We start from the raw sequence: 20004 nt of genomic DNA, 5'->3' as shown, positions 1-20004 counted from the left end.
CCGTTCCCACGCCCCGCGGTGCCCGGCCCCCGGCCCTGCCCCCCACCCCGGCCCACGAAAGAACCCCCGTATGAGAGTCCTTCCCCCGGCCCTGATCGCCACCGACCTGGACGGCACGATCGTCCGCGCTGACAAGACGGTCTCCGCCCGTACGGTCACGGCCCTGACCCGCGTCGAAAAGGCCGGGACGCACGTCGTCTTCGTCACCGGCAGACCGCCACGGCTGATGGCGGACATCACCGCGGCCTTCGGCAGCCAGGGAATCGCGATCTGCTCCAACGGAGCGCTGCTGTTCGACATGCACTCCCGGACCGTCGGCGCGGAACGGGCCATCGAGCCCGCCGCCCTGGCGGAGGCGGCCCGGCGGCTGCGTGCAGCGGCCCCCGGCATCGGACTCGCGATCGAGTACGCCGACACCCTGGCCGGGGACGAACTGTACGAGCCGGGCGCCTGGGATGTGGACGTGACCGTACAACGCCTGCCGGAGGACCGCCTGTGGTCGCGCCCGGCACCCAAACTCATCGGCCGCCACCCCCGGCTGTCGGCCGACGAACTCGTCCGCCTGGCCGCACCCGCCATGGACGGACTCGTCACCGTCTACCACTCCAACGGCGAACGGCTGGTCGAGGCCATCGCGAGCGGAGTGAGCAAGGCCTCCGCCCTCGCGGACCTCGCGGCGCGCCTGGACGTACGGCAGTCCGATGTGGCGGCCTTCGGCGACATGCCCAACGACCTGCCGATGCTGGCCTGGGCCGGCACGTCCTACGGAGTCGCCAACGCCCACCCGGCGGTGCTGGACGCCGTCGACCACATCGTCCCCGCCAACGACGAGGACGGCGTCGCGCAGACCGTCGAGCGGCTGTTCCCGGAGATCTTTCCCGAGATCTTTCCCGACATCCTTCCCGAGTCCCTCTCCGAGGAGGCAGCGGACCATGACTGAACTCGACCGGCTGGTGAACGCGTGCCTGCTCCCCGGATTCACCGGTGGACAGACACCTCCATGGGTGCTCGACGCCCTGGAGCAGGACCTCGCGGGCGTGGTGATCTTCCCGGACAACCTCATGTCCGGGGCCGGGTCCGGGGCCGGGTCCAGGTCCGGGGCCGGGAAGATCGCGGAGATCGCCCGCTCCGTACGGTCGGCCCGCCCCGACGCCCTCGTGGCGCTGGACGAGGAAGGCGGCGACATCACCCGGCTGGACCTCGCGACCGGCAGCGCCTACCCGGGCAACCTCGCGCTCGGGGAGATCGATGATCCGGATCTCACCGCCACGCTCGCCGGCTCGATCGGCGCCGAGCTGGCCGCCGCCGGCGTCAACCTCAACCTGGCGCCTTCGGTCGACGTCAACAGCGTCCCTGAGAATCCCGTCATCGGTGTACGGTCCTTCGGCGCCACCCCCGAGAAGGTGAGCCGGCACGGCGCGGCCTTCGTCCGGGGGCTACAGAGCGCCGGCGTGGCCGCGTCCGCCAAGCATTTCCCCGGGCACGGGGCCACGGTCACCGATTCCCACCATGCGCTGCCGGTCGTCGACTGCGACGAGGCCACGTTCCGCGCCCGCGAACTGGCTCCGTTCCTGGCCGCCATCGAGGCCGGAGCCCGCAGCATCATGGCCGCACACGTGATGTTCCCCGCGCTCGATCCCCGGCGCCCGGCGACGCTCAGCCGCCGTCTGCTGCACGACCTGCTGCGCACCGAACTCGGCTACGACGGCGTGCTGATCAGTACGGCGGTGGCGATGGAAGCCGGCTCGGGGCCCGGTCACCTGGCACGCACCGCGGTCGCCACCCTGCGGGCGGGCGCCGACCTGCTGCTCCTGGGGCCGGGTGACGGCGCTGCGCGGTGCGCGGCGGTCCGGGCCGCCGTCGCCGAGGCGATCCGCGTCGGCGACCTGGACACCGCCGGGCTGGAAGCCGCCGCGGAGCGCGTCCACGCCCTGCGCACCTGGGCCGCCCGCCCCACCACCGTGGAAGGGAGTCGCGCGGTCGGCATGGAGGCGGCGCGCCGCGCGGTACGCGCCACCGGGCCCGTCCGGCTCACCGCGCCGGCCACCGTCGTCGAGCTCCGTGCCCCGGCCGGCGTGATGGCCGGCGCGGCCCACTGGAGCCTGACCGAGCCGCTGGCCGCACTCGGCCTCCTCGCCCGGGCCGTCCGGGTTCAGGACGCCGGGCGCAGACCGGTACAGATCCTCGCCGAGGCCGCGGGCCGCCCCCTTGTCCTGGCCGTACGGGACGCCTGCCGCACCCCGTGGCAGCGGGAGTGGCTGGCCGAGGCGCTCGCGGCCCGGCCCGACGCGATCGTGGTGGCGGTCGGCATGCCGGACGACGTACCGCTCACCGCCGGCGCGGCCATCCGCGCCTACGGTGCCGGCGCGGTGAACACCAGGGCGGCGGCTGAACTGCTCGCGGGGCACGGGGGACAGGACCGGTGACGGCCGCCGTACGTACGACGACGGGGGCGACGGTGGCGGCACGGGCCGTACGGACACCAGCCGTACGGGCACGGGCCGCGCGCACGCCGTTCGTACGGATTCAAGCCGTACGGATCCAAGCCGTACGACACCGGGTCATACGGTCCAAGGCCGTGCGGAATCCGGCCGCCCGCCGCGCCTTGGACGGACTCGCCGGATCCAGGACGTCACCAGTGCTCCGGATGCCCCAGCCGGAGGACCGCGGACCGTACGTCCTGGAGGGCGACGGAGAGCGCGCCCGCGACCACCGGGTCATCGGGGACGTGGGACAGTGCCAGCCGCGGTCGGCGCGGGACCAGGTGCGGCAGCGCTTCCCCGGTCAGCGCCCGCAGCCGCTCGCCGCCGGCGGCGAGCAGCTCACCGGACAGCACGACCAGTTCGGGGTCCAGTACGGAGACGAGGACGGCCAGCCCGGCGGCCAGGCGCTCGGCGTACTCGGACAGGAGCCGCACACCGGGGGCACCGGCAGCGCCGGAGCGGGCGACGCCCATCGCCGCCACCGCGTCATCCGCGGTGATGCCATGGGCCGCGGCCAGCGCCAGCAGGGCTTCCGCGTCCACGGTTTCATGGAAGTGCAGCGGCTTCCCGCCACGCGATCCGGGCATGGCGATCCCGTACACCTCACCCGCCTGGCCACTGGCTCCCGTGTGCACCACGCCCTGGGTGACGATCGCGGCGCCCACGCCCTCGTCCACCCACAGGAGGACGAAATTGTCGACGCCCACGGCCGCTCCGTGGTGCAGCTCCGCGTGGGCGGCGAGGTTGGCGTCGTTGAGGAAGCAGATGTCCGTGCCCAGGCGCTCGGCCAGGGCCGTGCGCACACCGGGCTCCTCCCAGCCGGGCAGGCCGGGGGTGCGCGAGAGCCCGCCGGTGTGCGGGTCGACCACGCTGGGAACCCCGGCGACCGAGCGGTCGATGTGCGAGGCGTGCAGACCGGCCCCCGCAGGGCCTCGTCGAACGCGTCGCCCGCCGCCGTACGCAGGGCCACAGCCGACCGGTCGGGCAGCGGAACCGAACGGTCCGCCACCACGGTGCCGGTGATGTCCGCGATCCGCACCCGCGCGAGCTGCGGCGTCAGATGGAAACCGGCCACGTGCGAGAGGTTCGGGACGATGCAGTACGTCTTGGAATTGGGACCCGGAAGGTCCTTCCTGACACCGGTCTGCTCGACCAGTCCGGCCGCCGACAGCCGGGCGATCGACTGGTAGACGGTCGGCTTGGAAAGGCCGGTCAGCTTCGCGAGCTGGGCCCCGTTGAGGGAGCCGTGCGCGAGAAAGAGCTTCAAAACGGCCCGGTCATTGACGGAACGCGCCAATTGCGGTGTTCCGGTGACGGGTGACGCCTTATCTGGTGTATCCGGTGCGACTTCAAGCACTGCGGACCCTCCCCGACGACATCTGTGACGTCACGACATTTTACAGGTGCCGGGTACGTGGGACGGGCCCGTGCCCACCGTCGCAATATTTTCCCCGTTCTTTCGTGTTTCCTGGTATTCCCTCATGAAGAAGGTGTTTGTTGTGAGTTGGTCCTGGCGGGGCGATGCGATTCTCTTCGACATCGACGGAACGCTGGTCGACTCGATGGGAGTCATCGAGCGGCACACCCGGTTATGGGCGGTCCGCAACGGCCTGCCGGAAGACGAAGTGCTGGATTCCTGGCACGGCCGCCGGGACAGTGACATCATCGCCGAGTGGGTGTCCCGCGATGCGGTCGAGGGTGAATTGGCGTGGATGCGGGAGCGCTCGCTGACCGACGTCGAAGGCATCGCGGCCACCCCCGGCAGCCTGGAACTGGTGAGGGAACTCCCGCCCGGCAGATGGGGCCTGGTCACCTCCGGGGAACGCGACGTGGTCGAGCGGCGACTGGCCGCCGCCGGCTTTCCGGTCCCCGCGGTCCTGGTGGCGGCGGAAGACGTCGACCAGGGCAAACCCGACCCGGAAGGCTTTCTCCTGGCGGCGGACATGCTGGGGGTCGCGCCGTCAGGGTGCCTGGTGTTCGAGGACGCCGACTCCGGCGTGCGAGCCGCCGTGAAGGCCGGCATGGAAGCCGTCATGGTGGGCATGGCGGAACCGGCCGGCTACGGCGTCACACGCATCCCGAGTTTCCTGGGCGTCCGCCCCGTCCGTACGGAAATGGACACCGGCCCGGTCGCCGTCCCCGGCGCTCACATCGGTAACGTTTCCAGATACCGGTCCCCTCTTCACCTCTCGTTCGCCGAATGACTGATTCGGCCGACCACCCATATCAGCAGAAGCACCCGAAACCATCCATTGAAGGGGGACGCTCATGGGACGCGACAGTTCCCTGCGCATCGGTCTGGCTGTCATGCACCACCCGTCAAGAAAAGAACGGATTCCCGGCCTGGTGGAGAGATGTGCTCCGCTGGCTGTCGACGTCGTGTGCGACCCCCGCCCGACCGGGCCGCCCAGCCCCTTGCGTACGGCGAAAAGGGCCTGGGCGGCCGTGGACGCGCGATCCACCCACCACGTGGTCCTCCAGGACGACGTACTGCCCTGCCCGCAATTCGCCGCACTCCTTCACGAGGCCGTGACGAGCCGCCCCGACTGCGCCATCGCCCTGTACGTGAACTGGAACAGTCCGCGCAATTCCTACCTGGCCCGCCGCGCGATCGTGGCGGGCGGTTCCTGGGTGCGGCTCTCGTCCAGGGAGTACACCCCGACGCTCGGACTGGTGCTCCCCGCCCGGCACGCCGAAGAACTGGCCGCGTTCCTCGCCGGCTTCCCGGACTCCTTCGTCGATGACGACGAACTGGTGACGCGTTTCTGCCGCGAACGGGGAATCGAGGTATGGGCTCCGCTCCCCACCCTGCTGGAACACGGCGGCGACCAGAGCCTGGCCGGCAACGACAGCCACGGCGCCAGGAATTCCGTCCTGTTCGCCGGAACATGCGAACCGGTGCCCGGACAGTGGCGGACCGACATACCCGCGAACCGGCATGCCCCGCCCCCGCACCGGCGATTTCCTGTGGATTTCTCGGTCGAACTCGCCCCGGCCGGCTGTCTGATCCGGTTCGAGCGGCCGGAGACCGGTGAGGCCATTGACCACTTGTTCGGCTGGTACTGGCAGGACTGGCTGGAACTGCTCGGCATCGCCCCGTCCGAGATCACCGAAGCGTGGCAGCATGCCACGCTCCCGCCGCACACCAAGCGCACAGAACAGGGAGAACAGGCCCAACACACCAACCACGCCGCATACGCCACATACCGCGAATTCGCCTTCGAGACCTGGGCGGCCGGTTTTCTCCTCGGAGCGGATGCGGCCCACCTCTTCGACCCGCCGTACGGCGAGGTACCGCCGCACCCCGCCGCCCCGGCCATGCTCCGGGCCTGTCTGGACACCTGGGTCAGATCCGGCCTGCCGCCGCGCGGTCCGGGCACCCCCGGCGCCGACGGCGTCCGGCACCTGACCGACATCGCCGTGGCGGCGGTACACCAAGGCATCTCGTACGCCCGGAACCGGACCCCGTACCGGGCCGAGTACGCCGAACGCCCCCAACCGAGGCAGGAATCCTATGTCTGACCACTCACTGCCCTCGCCCGGGCCGGATCGGCCCACCCAGTCGGCCGGGCCGGTCGACTCGGCGCTGCGCGGCCTGGCACGCCGGGAGGCCGCCGCCCAGCTCCTGCCCGCCCCTCCCGTCGGCCCCCGCCACCCGCACCTCTTTCTCAAGGCCGTGCCCTGCCGGGACTGCGGCGCGGATCAGGAGACGCTGCGCGCGTACGCCCCCGCCGTACCCGGACGCTTCGCCTCCCTGCTCCACGGGGATGAGCAGCCGCCGGGCGAGGGCAGGGACAACGTGCTGAGCATGCTCGGCTGCGAGGTGCTGTCCGTCCGCGGTTTCCTGTGTGCCGCCCTCGCCGGACGCGAGAACGGCTCCGCCCTCCACATCAAGACCCGCGCGCTCGCTCTCGCCGAACTGACAACGCGGCAACAGCCGGCCACGGCCCTCCGACCGGACGATCTGATCCTCCGCATCGACCACGACGAACGATCGACCGCCACCAACCTGAACCTCCCAGCCCCCCACCCCACACCCCCTGCCCCTCCCCACCCCCACGACCCCACCCACCAACCCCGATCCTCCCGGCCTCCACCCGCCGAAACCCCCTGTGCACCCCCGGCCACACCGCACGCAGAACCGAAGAACCCCATTTCCTGACCTCACACGGAGACCACCCCCACTGGTCCCCCTGGCAACGCCTCTACCGCCGAACCCTGATATCCGAAGTACGCAACAGCCTGTACGCCCACACCTGAACGCCTCCACCACGCGGCCCGCACACGCCACGGAACACCGGGACCACCACCATCGCCGCAATCACCGCATGCCAAAAAGATCCCTACGGTCCGCGAAAGACCGTAGGGCTCCAACCGGTGCCCGAGAGGGATGTCTGCGGAGGTCTTGGGGGTATCGGTCAGCGTGCGGTGTCGCGGCGACGGCGGAACACGCCGTACCCCGTCACCACGCCGACACCGATGGCGCCAGCGGTGGCCGCGCCCCAAACCAGCCACGGCATTGACACATCGGAAGTTGCTGAAGCTGCTGAAGCCCGGGAGGCATCGGATGTCTTGGAGGAAGCGGCGGGTGCTCCGGTAAGCAATGCCCCTGGCGGCACGACTTCGCCACATAGCGCTCGTCACCGCAAACAACGAAATTGATCGCCGCTGAACGATTGCTCAGGAATCGACGTCGGCAGCACTGTCTGAGAGCGGGCAGTGCGAGGTCCTTGCGGGCGGGCAGCCCTCTTTCTTGCGGACAGGCTCTCCCTCTGCGGGCCCATTCGTGTCGGTTCCGAACGGGTGGCTCCTCCGCGAACTGGCTTCGTGCTGTTCGGGCGGGTACGGGCGAGGCAGGCGGCCCCCAGGACCTGGAGAAGGTCTCCGCCCGCCGGCGACGGCACGCATTACTGGTCTGACCAGGAGAATCGCTCGGCTGTTGGTCACGTGGCCGGTCACGCCACAGACCGGGACAAAGAAAAACCCCACACGAAGTGGGGTCTCTGCTGGTGTCCGAGGGGGGACTTGAACCCCCACGCCCGATAAAGGGCACTAGCACCTCAAGCTAGCGCGTCTGCCATTCCGCCACCCGGACCAGGTGTTGTCTTCGCGGCCTGGGCCGTTCCGACGAGGAAAACAATAGCAAACGTTCGGGGGTGGTCGATCACGGCGGGGTGCGGCGGGGGAGGGGGTGCGGGGCTGTGGCCTGCGTGTGTCGGGGGGATTACGGCCTTGGGTGCGGCGGCGGCGGGGTGGAGGATGGCGGTGGACCCCGCCGTGGACCGTGCCCTTTCGGGGGTGCGGCGCGGCCGTGAACCATGAGGAGGCAGTGTGAGCGAGTCACAGCCGGGCCAGCCGGGCCGTACGGTCGGTGGCGAGGACGAGGTCGTGGATCTGTGCCGCGACCTGATCCGGATCGACACCAGCAATTACGGCGACCACTCGGGCCCGGGGGAGCGGGCCGCCGCCGAATACGTGGCGGAGAAGCTCGCCGAGGTGGGGCTGGAGCCGCAGATCTTCGAGTCCCACAAAGGACGGGCGTCGACGGTGGCCCGTATCGAGGGCGCCGATCCCTCGCGGCCCGCGCTGCTCATCCACGGGCACACCGATGTCGTACCGGCGAACGCCGAGGACTGGACGCACCACCCGTTCTCCGGGGAGATCGCCGACGGGTGCGTGTGGGGGCGCGGGGCGGTCGACATGAAGGACATGGACGCCATGACGCTGGCGGTCGTACGTGACCGCATGCGCTCCGGGCGCAAACCCCCGCGCGACATCGTGCTGGCCTTCCTGGCCGACGAGGAGGCGGGGGGTACGTATGGCGCCCGTCACCTCGTCGACAAGCATCCCGGTCTCTTCGAGGGGGTGACGGAGGCCATCGGTGAGGTCGGCGGGTTCTCCTTCACCGTCAACGAGAAACTGCGGCTCTATCTGGTGGAGACGGCCCAGAAGGGCATGCACTGGATGAGGCTGACGGTCGACGGCACCGCCGGCCACGGCTCGATGACGAACGACGACAACGCGATCACGGAGCTGTGCGAGGCGGTCGGGCGGCTGGGGCGGCACAAGTTCCCGGTGCGGGTGACCAAGACCGTACGGTCCTTCCTGGACGAGCTGTCCGATGCGCTGGGCACCGAGCTGGACCCCGAGAACATGGAGGAGACGCTCGCCAAGCTGGGCGGCATCGCGAAGATCATCGGGGCTACGCTGCAGAACACCGCCGCGCCGACGCAACTGGGCGCGGGCTACAAGGTCAATGTCATCCCGGGGCAGGCGACCGCGCACGTGGACGGGCGCTTCCTGCCGGGGTACGAGGAGGAGTTCCTGGCCGACCTGGACCGCGTTCTGGGGCCGCGCGTCAAGCGGGAGGACATCCACGCCGACAAGGCACTGGAGACCAGCTTCGACGGGGCACTGGTGGACGCGATGCAGTCGGCGCTCCAGGCGGAGGACCCGATCGCGCGGGCCGTGCCGTACATGCTCTCCGGTGGTACGGACGCCAAGTCCTTCGACGACCTGGGAATCCGCTGCTTCGGATTCGCGCCGCTCAAGCTGCCGCCGGAGCTGGACTTCGCCGGCATGTTCCACGGTGTGGACGAGCGGGTTCCGGTGGAAGGGCTGAAGTTCGGCGCACGGGTGTTGGACCGTTTCATCGACCAGAGCTGACGTGTCGAGCGACATGCCGGGAGATAATCGTTCGGGCGTGCGTATTTAACTGAATGGAGTGAACGGAGCGATACTCTCGTAGCTTCAACGCTCCCTTCTCGTTGCAGGGAGTGCGGTTCGCGGCTGGGATCGCATTGTCAACGAGGAGGAACAATGATCAAGAAGGTCGTCGCTGCTGCGGCAGTCACGGGGGGCCTTGTGCTCGCCGGTGCGGGACTGGCTGTGGCCGACGCCGGTGGCCAGGCTGCCGCCGTCAACTCCCCGGGTGTTCTCACCGCCAACATGCTCCAGGTGCCGATTCACGTGCCGATCAACCTGTGCGGCAACACCATCGACATCATCGGGCTGCTGAACCCCGCCTTCGGCAACACCTGCGTCAACGACTGACGTTGCGTCTCAACCCGTGAGGGTGTAACCCCGGTCGGCTCCGGAGCGTTTTTTCTTTTCGCTCCGGGGCCGCTGGGTATTTTGGCGGGCGGGGGACCAAAGAATTTCCCGCGCGCATTCCTGAAGGTAGAAGGCAGGGGAGCGATCTATGCGACAGGTTGCGAAGAAAGGGCTGCTCACAGTGGCAGCCGCGAGCGGTATGTTTGCCATAGCAGGCGGCTACGCGCACGCAGAATCCGGCGCGCAGAGCGCCACGGCGCACTCACCAGGAGTGCTGTCCGGAAACACGGTACAAATTCCCGTCGAGGCACCGGTCAACGCCTGCGGGAACACCGTCGACGTCGTCGGGCTGTTCAACCCCGCCACGGGCAATTCGTGTGGCAACGGGTCCGGCGCGTCGCACGGCGGCAGTGGGGGCGGCAGCGGCGGTTCACCGACAGGGGCGGGCACGGCTCCACCCGGGCCGGGGGACAGACGCAGAACTCGCCCGGCATCCTGTCGGGCAACAGCATCCAGGCGACGGTCGACGCGCCGGTCAACGCCTGCGGGAACACCGTCACGGTCATCGGGGCCGGCAACTCCACGAGCGGCAACCACTGCTCCAACGGCTCGGCGACACCGCCGTCCGGCCCACAGCATCCGCACGGGCCGGGCAGCCCGGGGCACTCGGACGGTCCGAGTCATCCGCAGGGGCCAGGGCCGCATCATCCGCCGGCCTCGGATCATCCGGGCGGGCCCGGGGACGCTCAGGACTCGGGCAAAAAGAGCCACACGGGCACAACCGATGACGCAGGTGTGGGGCGGCATCGCGCCGCACCGGGCTCGCCGGATGCGCGGAGCGGGCCGGGGCGGCATGCGTCGGCCGATGATGTCGAGGCGGCAGGCAGCTCCGGCCTGACCCCGCTCACCGGCATCGGACAGCTCGCGCAGACGGGCGCGGGACAGCTCGGCCTCGCCCTGTCGACGGGCACGGGCCTGCTGCTCGGCGGCGCGGTGCTCTACCGGCGCGCCCGTACGTCTCGTACGGCCCGCACGCCCGGCGTCTGAGACGGCGCGTACGAGGATGCATTCCTGAGGAACCGGACGTATCCCTGAAGATGTCGAAGGGGTCGGCGCCCGGTGCCGTCATCCGGCAGCCGGTGCCGTCATGACCGGTTCGGTACAGGCGGAGCGGGTCCCGCGACCGCGGGCCCGCTCCGTCCGGCCCTGATCGGTCCCTGACCGATTCCAGGCATGATCATTTGAGCGCGCCGGTGCACCGTCACCATGTGGCGCGGATCTGTCGGATGATCCGGCGGCGCAGCCGCACCTTGCGGCTGCCGTCGGGATTGAGTCGAAGTCGGTCCAACTCCCAGTGTCCGTACTCGGCATGGTCGGTCAGCAGGCGTGTGGCGGCCTTGCGGGAGACCCCCCGAGGCACGTACACATCGCAGAATTCGTATTCCGGCATCGCATCTATTGTGCGGGACACGCCCCGGTACGGATAGCGTCTGCACTATGTCTGATGCTGCGCAGCCCTCCGCTGCCGAGGTACGTGCCGCCGCCGAGGCGGTCAAAGCCGCGCTGGACCGTCACCTCGATGCGGTCGAACGCCGTTCAGGGCAGGACGATCCGGCGGTCTATGCCGCGTTCGACGAACTCGCCGCGGCGGCAGAGGCGTACGACGAGCTGCTGTACGACACCTATGACGAGGTCACCCCCTTCGAGATCCCGGGGAACGACACGCTGCCCGCGTACGCGGGGCCGGAGGAACCGAGTGCGCTGAGCGTGCTGATCCGGCGCGACTACGCCGTGGTCGAACCGCAGCGGCTGCTGACGCAGGCGCAGCGCATCGCCGACCTCGACCCGGACTCGGCCGTCGGCGCCCCGCCGGACACCGGCGTCGGCAACGGGGCCGCGGCGGGAGTGGTGGGTGGCAGCGTGCACGCCGCGCTGGGTGTGCTCTTCGGGGAGTACGAACCCGACGAGATCGCCTCCCGGCACAAGGAATTCGGGCTGGAGGAGGGTGATTCCACGCTCTGGGTGACGGCGGCCGACGAGCCCCCGGAGCCGGGGGAGTGGCTGTCCGCCCCCTTCGACCAGGCCGATCCGCAGCGCGTGGTGTGCCGCTTCGACGTCAGCTCCGTCTTCGACGAGGAGCTGGGCGTGGACGATGACGACGAGGACGACGATGTCGAGGAGGAGGATGTCGAGGACGAGGACGCGCTGGAGGTCCTCGACAGGGAGCGCTGAGAGCGCCGGGTTCCGGCGGCAGGGCGCGGGCGGGACCGCGGAAGCAGGCAGGTGGTGCGTCGGTGCCGTGGCGCCGGTGTGGTCACGTGGTCCTGCCCGCGGGAACCGCGTGACCGCCTGACCGCGTGTCCGTGGGTGTGGTGAAGGGCGGAGCCGGGCCGCGCGGGGCGGCCCGGCTCCGTACGGTTCAGCCGGTGGCCGACATGGGGCTCCCGGCGGGCTGGTCGCCGTGCAGGCTCAGGAGCGTCCGCAGCCGGGTCGTACGGTCCTTGACGGGAATCTCGGCGACCGCGCGCGCCAGTGCCTGGTCCACGCCCTGGACGACGGACAGATGGCGCTCGGCACGGCTGAAGGCGGTGTAGACCCAGGCGCGGGTCAGGCCCTTGGCGGCGTCGCCGGGCAGCACCGCCACGACGGCGGGCCAGCGCATCCCGGCCGCCTGGTGGGCGGTGAGCGCCCAGCCGTGCCGTACCGCGCCGCCGGTGACCCGCTCGCGCGGTACGACGAGCGCGGAGCCACCGCAGTCCAGGTGCAGACCGGCGGCGTCCGCGCCGGTGACCGTGGCCTCCACGGTGCGGCCGGGCGCGGGGGAGTACGCGACCCGGTCACCCGGGTCGAAGCCGCCGAAGCGGCCCGGTCCGGGGTTGAGCCGCTCCTTGAGGGCGGCGTTGAGCGCCCGGGTGCCCGCCGAGCCGCCGTGCCCGACCGTGATGACCCGTGTGTGCTCCGGCGGTACGCCGATCGCGCGCGGCACGGAGTCGGCGACGAGCTGGACGGTACGGTGCACCGCCTCGCCCGCGTCGCGCACCGGGACGATCACCACCTCCTTGCCGGGCGCCTCGACCTGGTTCAGCTCACCGATCCCCACGCCGGACACCAGCTCGCCGATCGGGCCGAAGTCGGGCGTACGGGAGGCGACGTGCGGGCAGAAGCGCGCGGCCAGGAGATCCGCGAACAGCTTGCCGGGCCCGGCCGACCACAGCACACCGGGGTCGCCGCTGAGTACGAGCCGGGTGCCGTCCGCGAGCGACTCCACCAGGGCCGCCGCGGTCTCCAGGTCCAACTGGGGCGCGTCCAGCACGACCAGCAGGTCGAGCGCGAGCGCCCCGTCCGCATCCCGTCCCGGCCCTTCGCGTCCGGCCAGCAGCCCGGCGAGGGTGACGGCCGCCCCGTCGGCATCGGTGTCGGTATCAGTGGTGGTGTCGGTGTCGGTGTCGGTGGCGGTGTCGGTGTGGCCGGTGCCCTCGGGGCCCGCCGCCTCGGCGATCAGGCGGCCGAGCCGGCGGCGGCCGTCCGCGCTGTGCGTGGCACCGTAGGCCCGCAGGCCCATCGCACGCGCCGCGGCGACCAGCGCCGCGGGCTCGGCGCGCGCCGCCTGCGCACCGGTGTGTGTCACGAGACCGGCGCGGGCCGCCGCACGGATCAGCTCGGCCGCGGACGGGGAGGGAGCGGCGGCAGCCGCCGCTTCCCAGTCCTCCGCGCCGGGACGAGCGGGCCCGGAGGCGGTGCCGGGCGCGGCATCGACGCCGTCAGCCGCCGTGTCCCCGGCTCCGCCACCGTCACTCCCGTCGTCGCTCTTGGCCCCGGTGGCCGGGGCCGCTCCGGCGTCCGCCTCGTCGAAGGTGTTCAGCAGCCGTGCGAGGCCGTCGGCGACGCTCTCCTCGGCCATCGCGAACCGGTCCAGCCCGAGCAGGACCCGTACCGGCGGCTCGTCCGCCTCGTCGGTGTCCTCCGGCGCCGCCGGCCGGGCTCCCGAGGGCGTCTCGATGGCGTCCTGGAAGACCAGTACGGCGCCGTCGGCGATGGCGAGCTGAAGGGCCTGGTCCGGGTCCGGTACGGAGCGCTGGGCGAGCGCGGCACGCAACGCGGGGGCCTCCAGGGCGGAGTGGCCCGCCACCGCGGCCTGCTCCAGCAGCCAGCCGACCAGCGCCTGCGCGCGCCGCTCGTCGGCGGGCCCGCACGCGGGGCCGAGCAGCGCCCGGGCGAACCCGTCGGCCTGTTCAGGACGCACGCCGGGCACGGCCAGCAACTGCCAGGGGTCCTCGCGCAGCGCCTGCGCCGCCCGCTCACCGAGCACCTCGGCGGTCTTCCCGGCCAGCGACTCCGGCGCGCCGCCCGCCGCGAGGACCTGCCGTACGCCGTCGATGCCCGGTGCCAGCGGCCCCGCCCCGTCCGGGTGCGCGGGGGCCTGTCCCATGGGGCCGGTCGCGTACGCGGCGGTGGCGCCCGCGGCACCGGCGCCGGTGGCTGCGGGAGGCGCGGGGCGGTCCTGCTCCGGAGCGCCGCCCTCCGCGCGCGGCCGTACGGTGTGCGGCGCGGGGCCCGCCGGGGCGCCGCCCGGAGCCTGCGGGGCGTCCGCAGCCTGTCGGGGGTACGGGGTCTGCGCGGCGTGCGGAGCCTGCGCGGCGTGCGCGGCCTGGGGGTCCCGCGGGCGCCGGGCGGCGGGCCGTGCACGGTCGTTGAAGAAGGAGTCCGCCGACCGCTCGCCGCGCTCCACGGCCCGTACCGCGGCGACCAGCGCCGCCGTCGCCGCGGCACCGGCCCCGGCCCCGGGCTTCTGGCCGTCCGCCCGCTCCGGAGCACCTTGGCCCGGAACCGCCTCGTCCGAAGCCGCCCCCTCGGAAGCCTGCGCGTCAGGCGCTTCCCCCGAAGCCGCCACGTCCGAAGGTCCCTCTCCCGAAGCCGCCACGTCCGAAGCTGCCTCCCCCGAACCCGTCGCGTCAGCCGTCTCCCCGTCCGGAGCCGTCCCCGCCGAATCTGTCTCCGCCGAATCCGTCCCCGCCGAAGCCGTCTCCCGCGAAACCGCTTCCGCTCCCTGCGAAGCGTCCGGCGCCGCGCCCTGCCCGCTGACCTCCGAGGCGTCGGCCGACGACGGACTGCCGGACGCGGCGCCGGACGCCGTGCCGTTCGGAGCGCCGGACGGCTCGCCCGCGGACCGGTCCTGCGGAACGCCGGCCCCGGCCTCATGGTCGGGCGCGGCTTCGCCGGCGAGGCGGTCGGTACTCACAGCGTGCTCCAGTCGTGATCGGGATAGTGGTGCACCGGGGCCGACACATCGTCCAGCGCCCGGCGGATCTCGTCAGGAAGACTAAGGGTCTCCACTGACAACGAGGCTCTGAGCTGCTGCGCCGTGCGCGCGCCGACGATCGGGGCGGTGACTCCCGGCCGGTCGCGGACCCAGGCGAGGGCGACGTGGAGCGGGGTGACGGCGAGGCCGTCGGCGGCGATGGCCACCGCGTCCACGATGCGCCTCGCCGCCTCGTCCAGGTACGGGGCGACGAATGGCGCGAGGTCCTCGGAGGCGCCCCGGGAGTCGGCGGGGGTGGCGTGGCGGTACTTGCCGGTGAGGACGCCGCGGCCCAGCGGCGAGCAGGGGAGCACCCCGATGCCCAGGTCGAGGGCGGCGGGCAGCACCTCGCGCTCGATGCCGCGCTGGAGCAGGGAGTACTCCATCTGGGTGCCGGCCAGCCGGGTCCGTATGTCGGGAGCGGCGAGCTGCCACGTGGCGGCCTTGGCGAGCTGCCACCCGGAGAAGTCCGCCACGCCCGCGTAGCGGGCCCGCCCGCTGGCGACGGCGGTGTCCACGGCCTGCAGCGTCTCTTCCAGCGGTGTGTACGGATCGAAGGTGTGGAGCTGCCACAGGTCGACGTAGTCCGTGCCCAGCCGCTCCAGTGAGGCGTCCAGGGCCGAGAGCAGATGGCGGCGGGAGCCGTCGCAGCGCCGGCGGGCGTCCAGGACGCTGCCGGCCTTGGTGGCGATGACCAGGTCGCGACGTGGGACCAGCCCCTCGGTCAGCCGGCCCAGGAGGTATTCGGCGCCCCCGTCGGCGTACACGTCCGCGGTGTCCACGAGGGTGCCGCCGGCCTCCCAGAACGTCTTGAGCTGGTCGGCGGCGTCACGCTCGTCGGTGTCCCGGGCCCAGGTGAGCGTGCCCAGGCCGATGCGGGACACGCGCAGGCCGGTGCGGCCGAGGTGCCTTTGCTCCATGCGCCCGAGATTAGTGGCCGGGCCACCGGGCGAAGGGTGCCTGTGGACAACTTGACGGTGACGCCCCGCGACCTCGCGCGCTAGAGTCCCCGCGACAGCGACGTTACTGATCGGTAAGGGGAGCGGCATGAGGCTCGGGATCAATCTCGGCTACTGGGGTGCCGGCATGGACGCGGACAACCTCGCGGTGGCGAAGGAGGCGGACCGGCTCGGCTACGCGGTCTGCTGGGCCGCGGAGGCGTACGGCTCCGACGCCGCGACCGTGCTTTCGTGGGTCGCCGCGCACACCGAGCGGATCGACGTCGGCTCGGCGATCTTCCAGATCCCGGCCCGTACGCCGGCGATGACCGCGATGACCGCGGCCACCCTGGACTCGCTCTCCGGCGGGCGCTTCCGGCTGGGCCTGGGCGTCTCGGGGCCGCAGGTGTCCGAGGGCTGGTACGGCGTGAAGTTCGACAAGCCGCTGGCCAGGACCCGTGAGTACGTGGAGATCGTCCGCCGGGCGATGACCCGCGAGCGGCTGTCCTACCAGGGGCAGCACTGGACGCTGCCGCTGCCCGACGGTCCCGGCAAGCCGCTGAAGCTCACTGTTCACCCCCAGCGCGAACACATCCCGCTCTACATTGCCGCGATCGGCCCCAAGAACCTGGAGCAGACCGGTGAGATCGCGGACGGCGCGCTGCTGATCTTCCCCTCCGCCGACCACCTGGAGGAGACGGCGGTCCGCCACATCCGGGCGGGCCGGGAGAAGGCCGGGAAGACCATGGACGGCTTCGACGTCTGTCCGACGCTGCCGCTGGCCGTCGGGGAGGACGTGCGCGCGCTGGCCGACATGTTCCGTCCGTACACGGCCCTGTACGTCGGCGGTATGGGCAGCCGCAAGCAGAACTTCTACAACCAGCTCGCGCGGCGCATGGGGTACGAGAAGGAAGCCGCCGAGATCCAGGACAAGTACCTGTCCGGCGACAAGCAGGGCGCGGCTGCCGCGATCCCGCACGAGCTGATCGACTCCACCACCCTGCTGGGCCCGGTCGAGCGGATCGCGGAGCGGATGCAGGCGTACGCGGCGGCCGGCGTCAACACGCTGACGCTGGCCCCCGCGGGGCTCACGCTGGAGGACCGGCTCGCCTCGCTGCGCGCCGGCACCGAGGCCCTGGAGCGCGCCGGTCTGGCGTGATACAGGCTGCCGTACGGGCCGCGGGCGGGCGAAGTCTCCGGCCGTGGTGGGGGCTCGGGGGTCTCCCCGCCACGGCCGTCGTCCAGCACAACGCCCCGGCCGCCCATGGGGTTACGTACCACGCACGCCCGTACGTCATCCGTTCGAGGGAGTTGGCCGACCCAGCGGTTGCCCTCGGCGCCCCCTCGCACTTTACTTTTTCTTTGCGGCTGTTCGGTGCGGCCGTCTCCGTATGGCTGTATCGGTGCGGCTGTGTGGGTGTGGAAGTGAGGTGGCGCGGATGCTCTCAGCCAGAGGTCTCTTCCAGGAGATCGTCGGACATGACGAGTCCTACCGGCTCTTCTGCTCCATCGCCGCCAGCGGCGAGGCACAGGGCGGATGGGAGAACGGCCGGATCGCCGCGCTGGTGCCGGAGTCCCAGCGCGCGCTGGCCCCCAAAGTGGCACGGCACGGCGCCGACGAGGACAAGCACGGCCGCATATTCCGCGCGCTGCTGCGCAAGCGCGGCCTGGAGGAGACAGAGGTCCCCGAAGCGACCGACTACACCCTGCTCCTGGAGCGCCGGGGCATCGGCCTGGCACACGACAAACTCCGCCGCGACGAACCGCTCACCGAGCGGGACATCGTCCTCTACCTCGCCCACAGCCGGGTCACCGAGCAGCGGGCCGCCGCCCAGATGGGGATGCTCAAGGCCCACTTCGGCGACCACCCCGAGCTGGGAAGGGCGATCCGGATGATCGCCCAGGACGAGGAGAACCACCTCGCCTACTGCCACGAGGAACTGCTGCGGCTGTCCGCGCAGGGGCACGGTCCGCTGATACGCGGCGCGCTGCGCGAGAGCGCGCTCGTGGAGATCGAGGTCTACCGGGACGTGAGTCTGGCCGTGATGGAACGGATGGGCCGGATCCTGGGCTGGTCGCGCGCCAAGTCCGCCGTGCTCGCCGCCGGCATCCGCGCGATGTACGTCTACGAACGGCTGGGCGGCTGGCGGCGGCTGGTCACACTGCGGATGCCCCAACGGCGGGACGCGCTGGGCGGACCGGCCACATCGGCGGCGGAGTTCGCGTAACGGCCGCAGGGGGAGTGCGCGGGTAAGGCCGGCCGGCGTCGGGCGCGCATCGAAGGCCGTACGCGTACCCCATGGCCCGCCCTCAACCGCCACGTACCCCGAGCGGGCCAGCCTTCACAGCTACGGCTTCACAGCCGCACCTTCACAGCCACCCCGCCGTTTGAAGAGCCGGTACAGCCCCAGTTCGATGGCCACCATCGCCAGCAGCACCGCGAAATAGCCGTAGTGCCATTTCAGCTCCGGCATGTTCTCGAAGTTCATGCCGTAGACCCCGGCGATCAGCGTCGGTACGGCCGCCAGCGCCGCCCACGCGGAGATCTTGCGCATGTCGTCGTTCTGGCGCACCCCCATCTGCGCCAGGTGGGCGGAGAGAATGTCCGAGAGCAGCCGGTCCAGCCCCTCCACCGAGTCGTTCGCCCGCGCCAGGTGATCACCCACGTCCCGGAAGAACGGCCGGGCCTGGTCGTGCACGAACGGCACCCCGCGCTCTGCAGCCGCGCCATCGGCTCGACCAGCGGCCCGGTGGCCCGCCTGAACGCCAGCACCTCGCGCTTGAAGGCGTAGATCTCGGCGGCGGTGTTCCTGCTGTCCGTGCGGTCCGGGGCGAACACGTCCGTCTCCAACTCCTCCAGGTCCACCTGGAGTTCGGCGGCCACCTCGATGTAGTGGTCCACGACCGCGTCGCTGACCGCGTACAGCACCGCCGTCGGGCCGTGCCGCAGCACCTCCGGCTCGTGCTCCAGGCGCTGTCGTACGGCGGTGAGCGGGCTGGCGTCGCCGTGCCGGACCGTGACGACGAAGGAGTCGCCGAGGAAGAGCATCAGCTCGGTGGCGGTGACGGTCTCCGCCGCGTCGTCGTAACTGATGGGCTTGAGCACCATGAACAGCGAGTCGTCGTACACCTCCAGCTTCGGCCGCTGGTGGGCCTTCAGGGCGTCCTCCACCGCCAGTGGGTGCAGCCCGAACTCGCTGCTGACCCGGTCGAACTCCTCCCGCGTCGGCTCGTGCATACCGAGCCACAGGAAGGAGTGGCCCTCCGCGCGCGCCTCGCGGAGCGCTGCCGAGAAGTTGTGCGGCCCCTCCGTGCGGCGGCCGTCGCGGTAGATGGCACAGTCCACGATCACATTGCGCATTCTCACCCGCTGCCCCGGCTCGTGCCAGGAATGCGTGCGGCCGGGGCCGGGGGATCCGGGCGCCGGGAACGCGTACCGGACACGTAGGGTGGCAGCCATGCCCACGCTGATCCTGGTGCGGCACGGCCGCTCCACCGCGAACACCTCCGGCCTGCTGGCGGGCCGGATGCCCAATGTGGCGCTCGACGAGCGGGGCCTGACCCAGGCCGGGGCGCTGCCCGGCCGGCTGGCGGAACTGCCGCTGGCCGCCGTGGTCAGCAGCCCGCTGGAGCGCTGCCGGGAGACGGTCCGCCCGCTCCTGGACTCCCGGCCGGGCCTGCCGCTGCACATCGAGGAACGCGTCAACGAGTGCGACTACGGTCTGTGGTCGGGCCGCAAGCTCACCGAACTGAACGACGAGCCGCTGATGGAGGTCGTCCAGCAGCATCCGTCCGCGGCGGCCTTCCCCGGGGGCGAGTCGATGCGGGGCATGCAGGCCCGGGCCGTGGACGCGGTACGCGACTGGAACGCCCGGATCGAGGAGGAGCACGGCGCCGAGGCGGTGTACGTGATCTGCTCGCACGGCGATGTCATCAAGTCGCTGGTCGCCGACGCCCTGGGGCTGCACCTGGACCACTTCCAGCGGATCTCGGTCGAGCCCTGCTCGCTCACCGCGATCCGTTACACCAGACTGCGGCCCTATCTCCTGCGGCTCGGGGACACCGGCGACTTCGCCGGCCTGGCGCCCCGCGAGGACGGGAGCTCGGCGGCCGACGCACGCGACGCGGCCGTCGGCGGTGGCGCGGGAGCACCGTGATCAGCGGGCGCAGTAGGGTGGTGCGACGGCGCTGCCCGTCACGCCCCCTGCGGTCCGCGCACCATTCGCAGGAG

Annotated in this window: 16 protein-coding genes, 1 tRNA gene and 2 pseudogenes; 13 read left to right on the top strand and 6 right to left on the bottom strand. The window is 71.6% G+C overall.

The window, feature by feature from the left end; all coding sequences use genetic code 11:
• The first annotated feature begins 70 nt into the window (after positions 1-70).
• Both KGS77_RS05545 and KGS77_RS05540 read left to right on the top strand, forming a co-directional pair.
• The gene (locus KGS77_RS05545; RefSeq protein WP_242579058.1) at positions 71-940 is read left to right on the top strand and encodes an HAD-IIB family hydrolase; all 870 of its coding nucleotides are present in this window, start codon (positions 71-73) and stop codon (positions 938-940) included.
• Positions 933-2426, top strand: coding sequence for a glycoside hydrolase family 3 N-terminal domain-containing protein (locus tag KGS77_RS05540; RefSeq protein ID WP_242579056.1), 1494 nt, complete (start codon positions 933-935; stop codon positions 2424-2426). The genes KGS77_RS05545 and KGS77_RS05540 overlap by 8 nt, the downstream gene beginning before the upstream one ends.
• Before the next feature lie 206 nt (positions 2427-2632).
• Here KGS77_RS05540 and KGS77_RS05535 read toward each other — a convergent pair whose 3' ends face one another.
• Positions 2633-3382: an ROK family protein gene (locus KGS77_RS05535; RefSeq protein WP_277994313.1), complete on the bottom strand. Its 750-nt coding sequence runs from the start codon at positions 3380-3382 to the stop codon at positions 2633-2635.
• A gap of 600 nt (positions 3383-3982) precedes the next feature.
• On the opposite strand from KGS77_RS05535, the gene KGS77_RS05530 reads away from it, so the two are divergent.
• The 3 genes from KGS77_RS05530 to KGS77_RS05520 all read left to right on the top strand — a co-directional run bounded on the left by KGS77_RS05530 (position 3983) and on the right by KGS77_RS05520 (position 6645).
• Positions 3983-4687, top strand: a complete 705-nt coding sequence (locus tag KGS77_RS05530; protein ID WP_242579052.1) for an HAD-IA family hydrolase — start codon at positions 3983-3985, stop codon at positions 4685-4687.
• Positions 4688-4751: 64 nt separating this feature from the next.
• On the top strand, positions 4752-6005 hold the full coding sequence (locus KGS77_RS05525) for a hypothetical protein (protein WP_242579051.1): 1254 nt from the start codon (positions 4752-4754) through the stop codon (positions 6003-6005).
• Positions 5998-6645 (top strand): hypothetical protein, encoded by a 648-nt coding sequence (locus tag KGS77_RS05520; RefSeq protein WP_242579049.1) that lies wholly within the window; start codon positions 5998-6000, stop codon positions 6643-6645. The genes KGS77_RS05525 and KGS77_RS05520 overlap by 8 nt, the downstream gene beginning before the upstream one ends.
• 845 nt (positions 6646-7490) lie before the next feature.
• On the opposite strand, the gene KGS77_RS05515 is transcribed toward KGS77_RS05520, so the two are convergent.
• Positions 7491-7578: transfer RNA gene (locus KGS77_RS05515), tRNA-Leu, on the bottom strand.
• Positions 7579-7814: 236 nt separating this feature from the next.
• Between KGS77_RS05515 and KGS77_RS05510 the strand changes: the two genes are divergently transcribed.
• The 4 genes and pseudogenes from KGS77_RS05510 (at position 7815) to KGS77_RS05500 (ending at position 10583) form a co-directional block, all read left to right on the top strand.
• Positions 7815-9149, top strand: coding sequence for a M20/M25/M40 family metallo-hydrolase (locus tag KGS77_RS05510; protein WP_242579047.1), 1335 nt, complete (start codon positions 7815-7817; stop codon positions 9147-9149).
• Positions 9150-9302: 153 nt separating this feature from the next.
• Positions 9303-9536 (top strand): chaplin, encoded by a 234-nt coding sequence (locus KGS77_RS05505; protein WP_242579046.1) that lies wholly within the window; start codon positions 9303-9305, stop codon positions 9534-9536.
• Between the two features lie 148 nt (positions 9537-9684).
• A pseudogene (locus KGS77_RS34890) lies at positions 9685-9861 on the top strand (chaplin); the annotation flags it as partial.
• A gap of 50 nt (positions 9862-9911) precedes the next feature.
• Positions 9912-10583: a chaplin gene (locus KGS77_RS05500; protein WP_347404441.1), complete on the top strand. Its 672-nt coding sequence runs from the start codon at positions 9912-9914 to the stop codon at positions 10581-10583.
• 214 nt (positions 10584-10797) lie between these two features.
• Here KGS77_RS05500 and KGS77_RS05495 read toward each other — a convergent pair whose 3' ends face one another.
• On the bottom strand, positions 10798-10986 hold the full coding sequence (locus tag KGS77_RS05495) for a DUF5703 family protein (protein WP_030252120.1): 189 nt from the start codon (positions 10984-10986) through the stop codon (positions 10798-10800).
• Positions 10987-11033: 47 nt separating this feature from the next.
• On the opposite strand from KGS77_RS05495, the gene KGS77_RS05490 reads away from it, so the two are divergent.
• Positions 11034-11768 (top strand): hypothetical protein, encoded by a 735-nt coding sequence (locus KGS77_RS05490; RefSeq protein WP_242579044.1) that lies wholly within the window; start codon positions 11034-11036, stop codon positions 11766-11768.
• 187 nt (positions 11769-11955) lie between these two features.
• Here KGS77_RS05490 and KGS77_RS05485 read toward each other — a convergent pair whose 3' ends face one another.
• Both KGS77_RS05485 and KGS77_RS05480 read right to left on the bottom strand, forming a co-directional pair.
• On the bottom strand, positions 11956-14457 hold the full coding sequence (locus KGS77_RS05485) for a helix-hairpin-helix domain-containing protein (protein WP_242587304.1): 2502 nt from the start codon (positions 14455-14457) through the stop codon (positions 11956-11958).
• A gap of 314 nt (positions 14458-14771) precedes the next feature.
• On the bottom strand, positions 14772-15755 hold the full coding sequence (locus tag KGS77_RS05480) for an aldo/keto reductase (protein ID WP_242579042.1): 984 nt from the start codon (positions 15753-15755) through the stop codon (positions 14772-14774).
• Positions 15756-15882: 127 nt separating this feature from the next.
• On the opposite strand from KGS77_RS05480, the gene KGS77_RS05475 reads away from it, so the two are divergent.
• On the top strand, positions 15883-16932 hold the full coding sequence (locus KGS77_RS05475) for an LLM class F420-dependent oxidoreductase (RefSeq protein ID WP_242579040.1): 1050 nt from the start codon (positions 15883-15885) through the stop codon (positions 16930-16932).
• A 280-nt stretch (positions 16933-17212) separates the two neighbouring features.
• Positions 17213-18001, top strand: coding sequence for a ferritin-like domain-containing protein (locus KGS77_RS05470; RefSeq protein WP_242579038.1), 789 nt, complete (start codon positions 17213-17215; stop codon positions 17999-18001).
• A 120-nt stretch (positions 18002-18121) separates the two neighbouring features.
• On the opposite strand, the pseudogene corA reads toward KGS77_RS05470, so the two are convergent.
• A pseudogene (gene corA / locus KGS77_RS05465) lies at positions 18122-19134 on the bottom strand (magnesium/cobalt transporter CorA).
• A gap of 97 nt (positions 19135-19231) precedes the next feature.
• Here corA and KGS77_RS05460 point away from each other — a divergent pair.
• Positions 19232-19930 (top strand): histidine phosphatase family protein, encoded by a 699-nt coding sequence (locus KGS77_RS05460; RefSeq protein WP_242579036.1) that lies wholly within the window; start codon positions 19232-19234, stop codon positions 19928-19930.
• Positions 19931-20004 lie beyond the last annotated feature (74 nt).

This window comes from Streptomyces sp. MST-110588, from assembly GCF_022695595.1.
In the GTDB taxonomy this organism is placed as follows: Bacteria; Actinomycetota; Actinomycetes; order Streptomycetales; family Streptomycetaceae; genus Streptomyces.
This window is presented reverse-complemented; position numbering and strand designations above follow the sequence as displayed.

Excerpts from the sequence above, each read along its gene's own strand:
- KGS77_RS05480 (WP_242579042.1), bottom strand. The coding sequence starts at position 15,755 with ATGGAGCAAAGGCACCTCGGCCGCACCGGCCTGCGCGTGTCCCGCATC.
- KGS77_RS05540 (WP_242579056.1), top strand. The coding sequence starts at position 933 with ATGACTGAACTCGACCGGCTGGTGAACGCGTGCCTGCTCCCCGGATTC.
- KGS77_RS05545 (WP_242579058.1), top strand. The coding sequence starts at position 71 with ATGAGAGTCCTTCCCCCGGCCCTGATCGCCACCGACCTGGACGGCACG.
- KGS77_RS05460 (WP_242579036.1), top strand. The coding sequence starts at position 19,232 with ATGCCCACGCTGATCCTGGTGCGGCACGGCCGCTCCACCGCGAACACC.
- KGS77_RS05505 (WP_242579046.1), top strand. The coding sequence starts at position 9,303 with ATGATCAAGAAGGTCGTCGCTGCTGCGGCAGTCACGGGGGGCCTTGTG.
- KGS77_RS05490 (WP_242579044.1), top strand. The coding sequence starts at position 11,034 with ATGTCTGATGCTGCGCAGCCCTCCGCTGCCGAGGTACGTGCCGCCGCC.
- KGS77_RS05520 (WP_242579049.1), top strand. The coding sequence starts at position 5,998 with ATGTCTGACCACTCACTGCCCTCGCCCGGGCCGGATCGGCCCACCCAG.
- KGS77_RS05495 (WP_030252120.1), bottom strand. The coding sequence starts at position 10,986 with ATGCCGGAATACGAATTCTGCGATGTGTACGTGCCTCGGGGGGTCTCC.
- KGS77_RS05470 (WP_242579038.1), top strand. The coding sequence starts at position 17,213 with ATGCTCTCAGCCAGAGGTCTCTTCCAGGAGATCGTCGGACATGACGAG.
- KGS77_RS05475 (WP_242579040.1), top strand. The coding sequence starts at position 15,883 with ATGAGGCTCGGGATCAATCTCGGCTACTGGGGTGCCGGCATGGACGCG.
- KGS77_RS05525 (WP_242579051.1), top strand. The coding sequence starts at position 4,752 with ATGGGACGCGACAGTTCCCTGCGCATCGGTCTGGCTGTCATGCACCAC.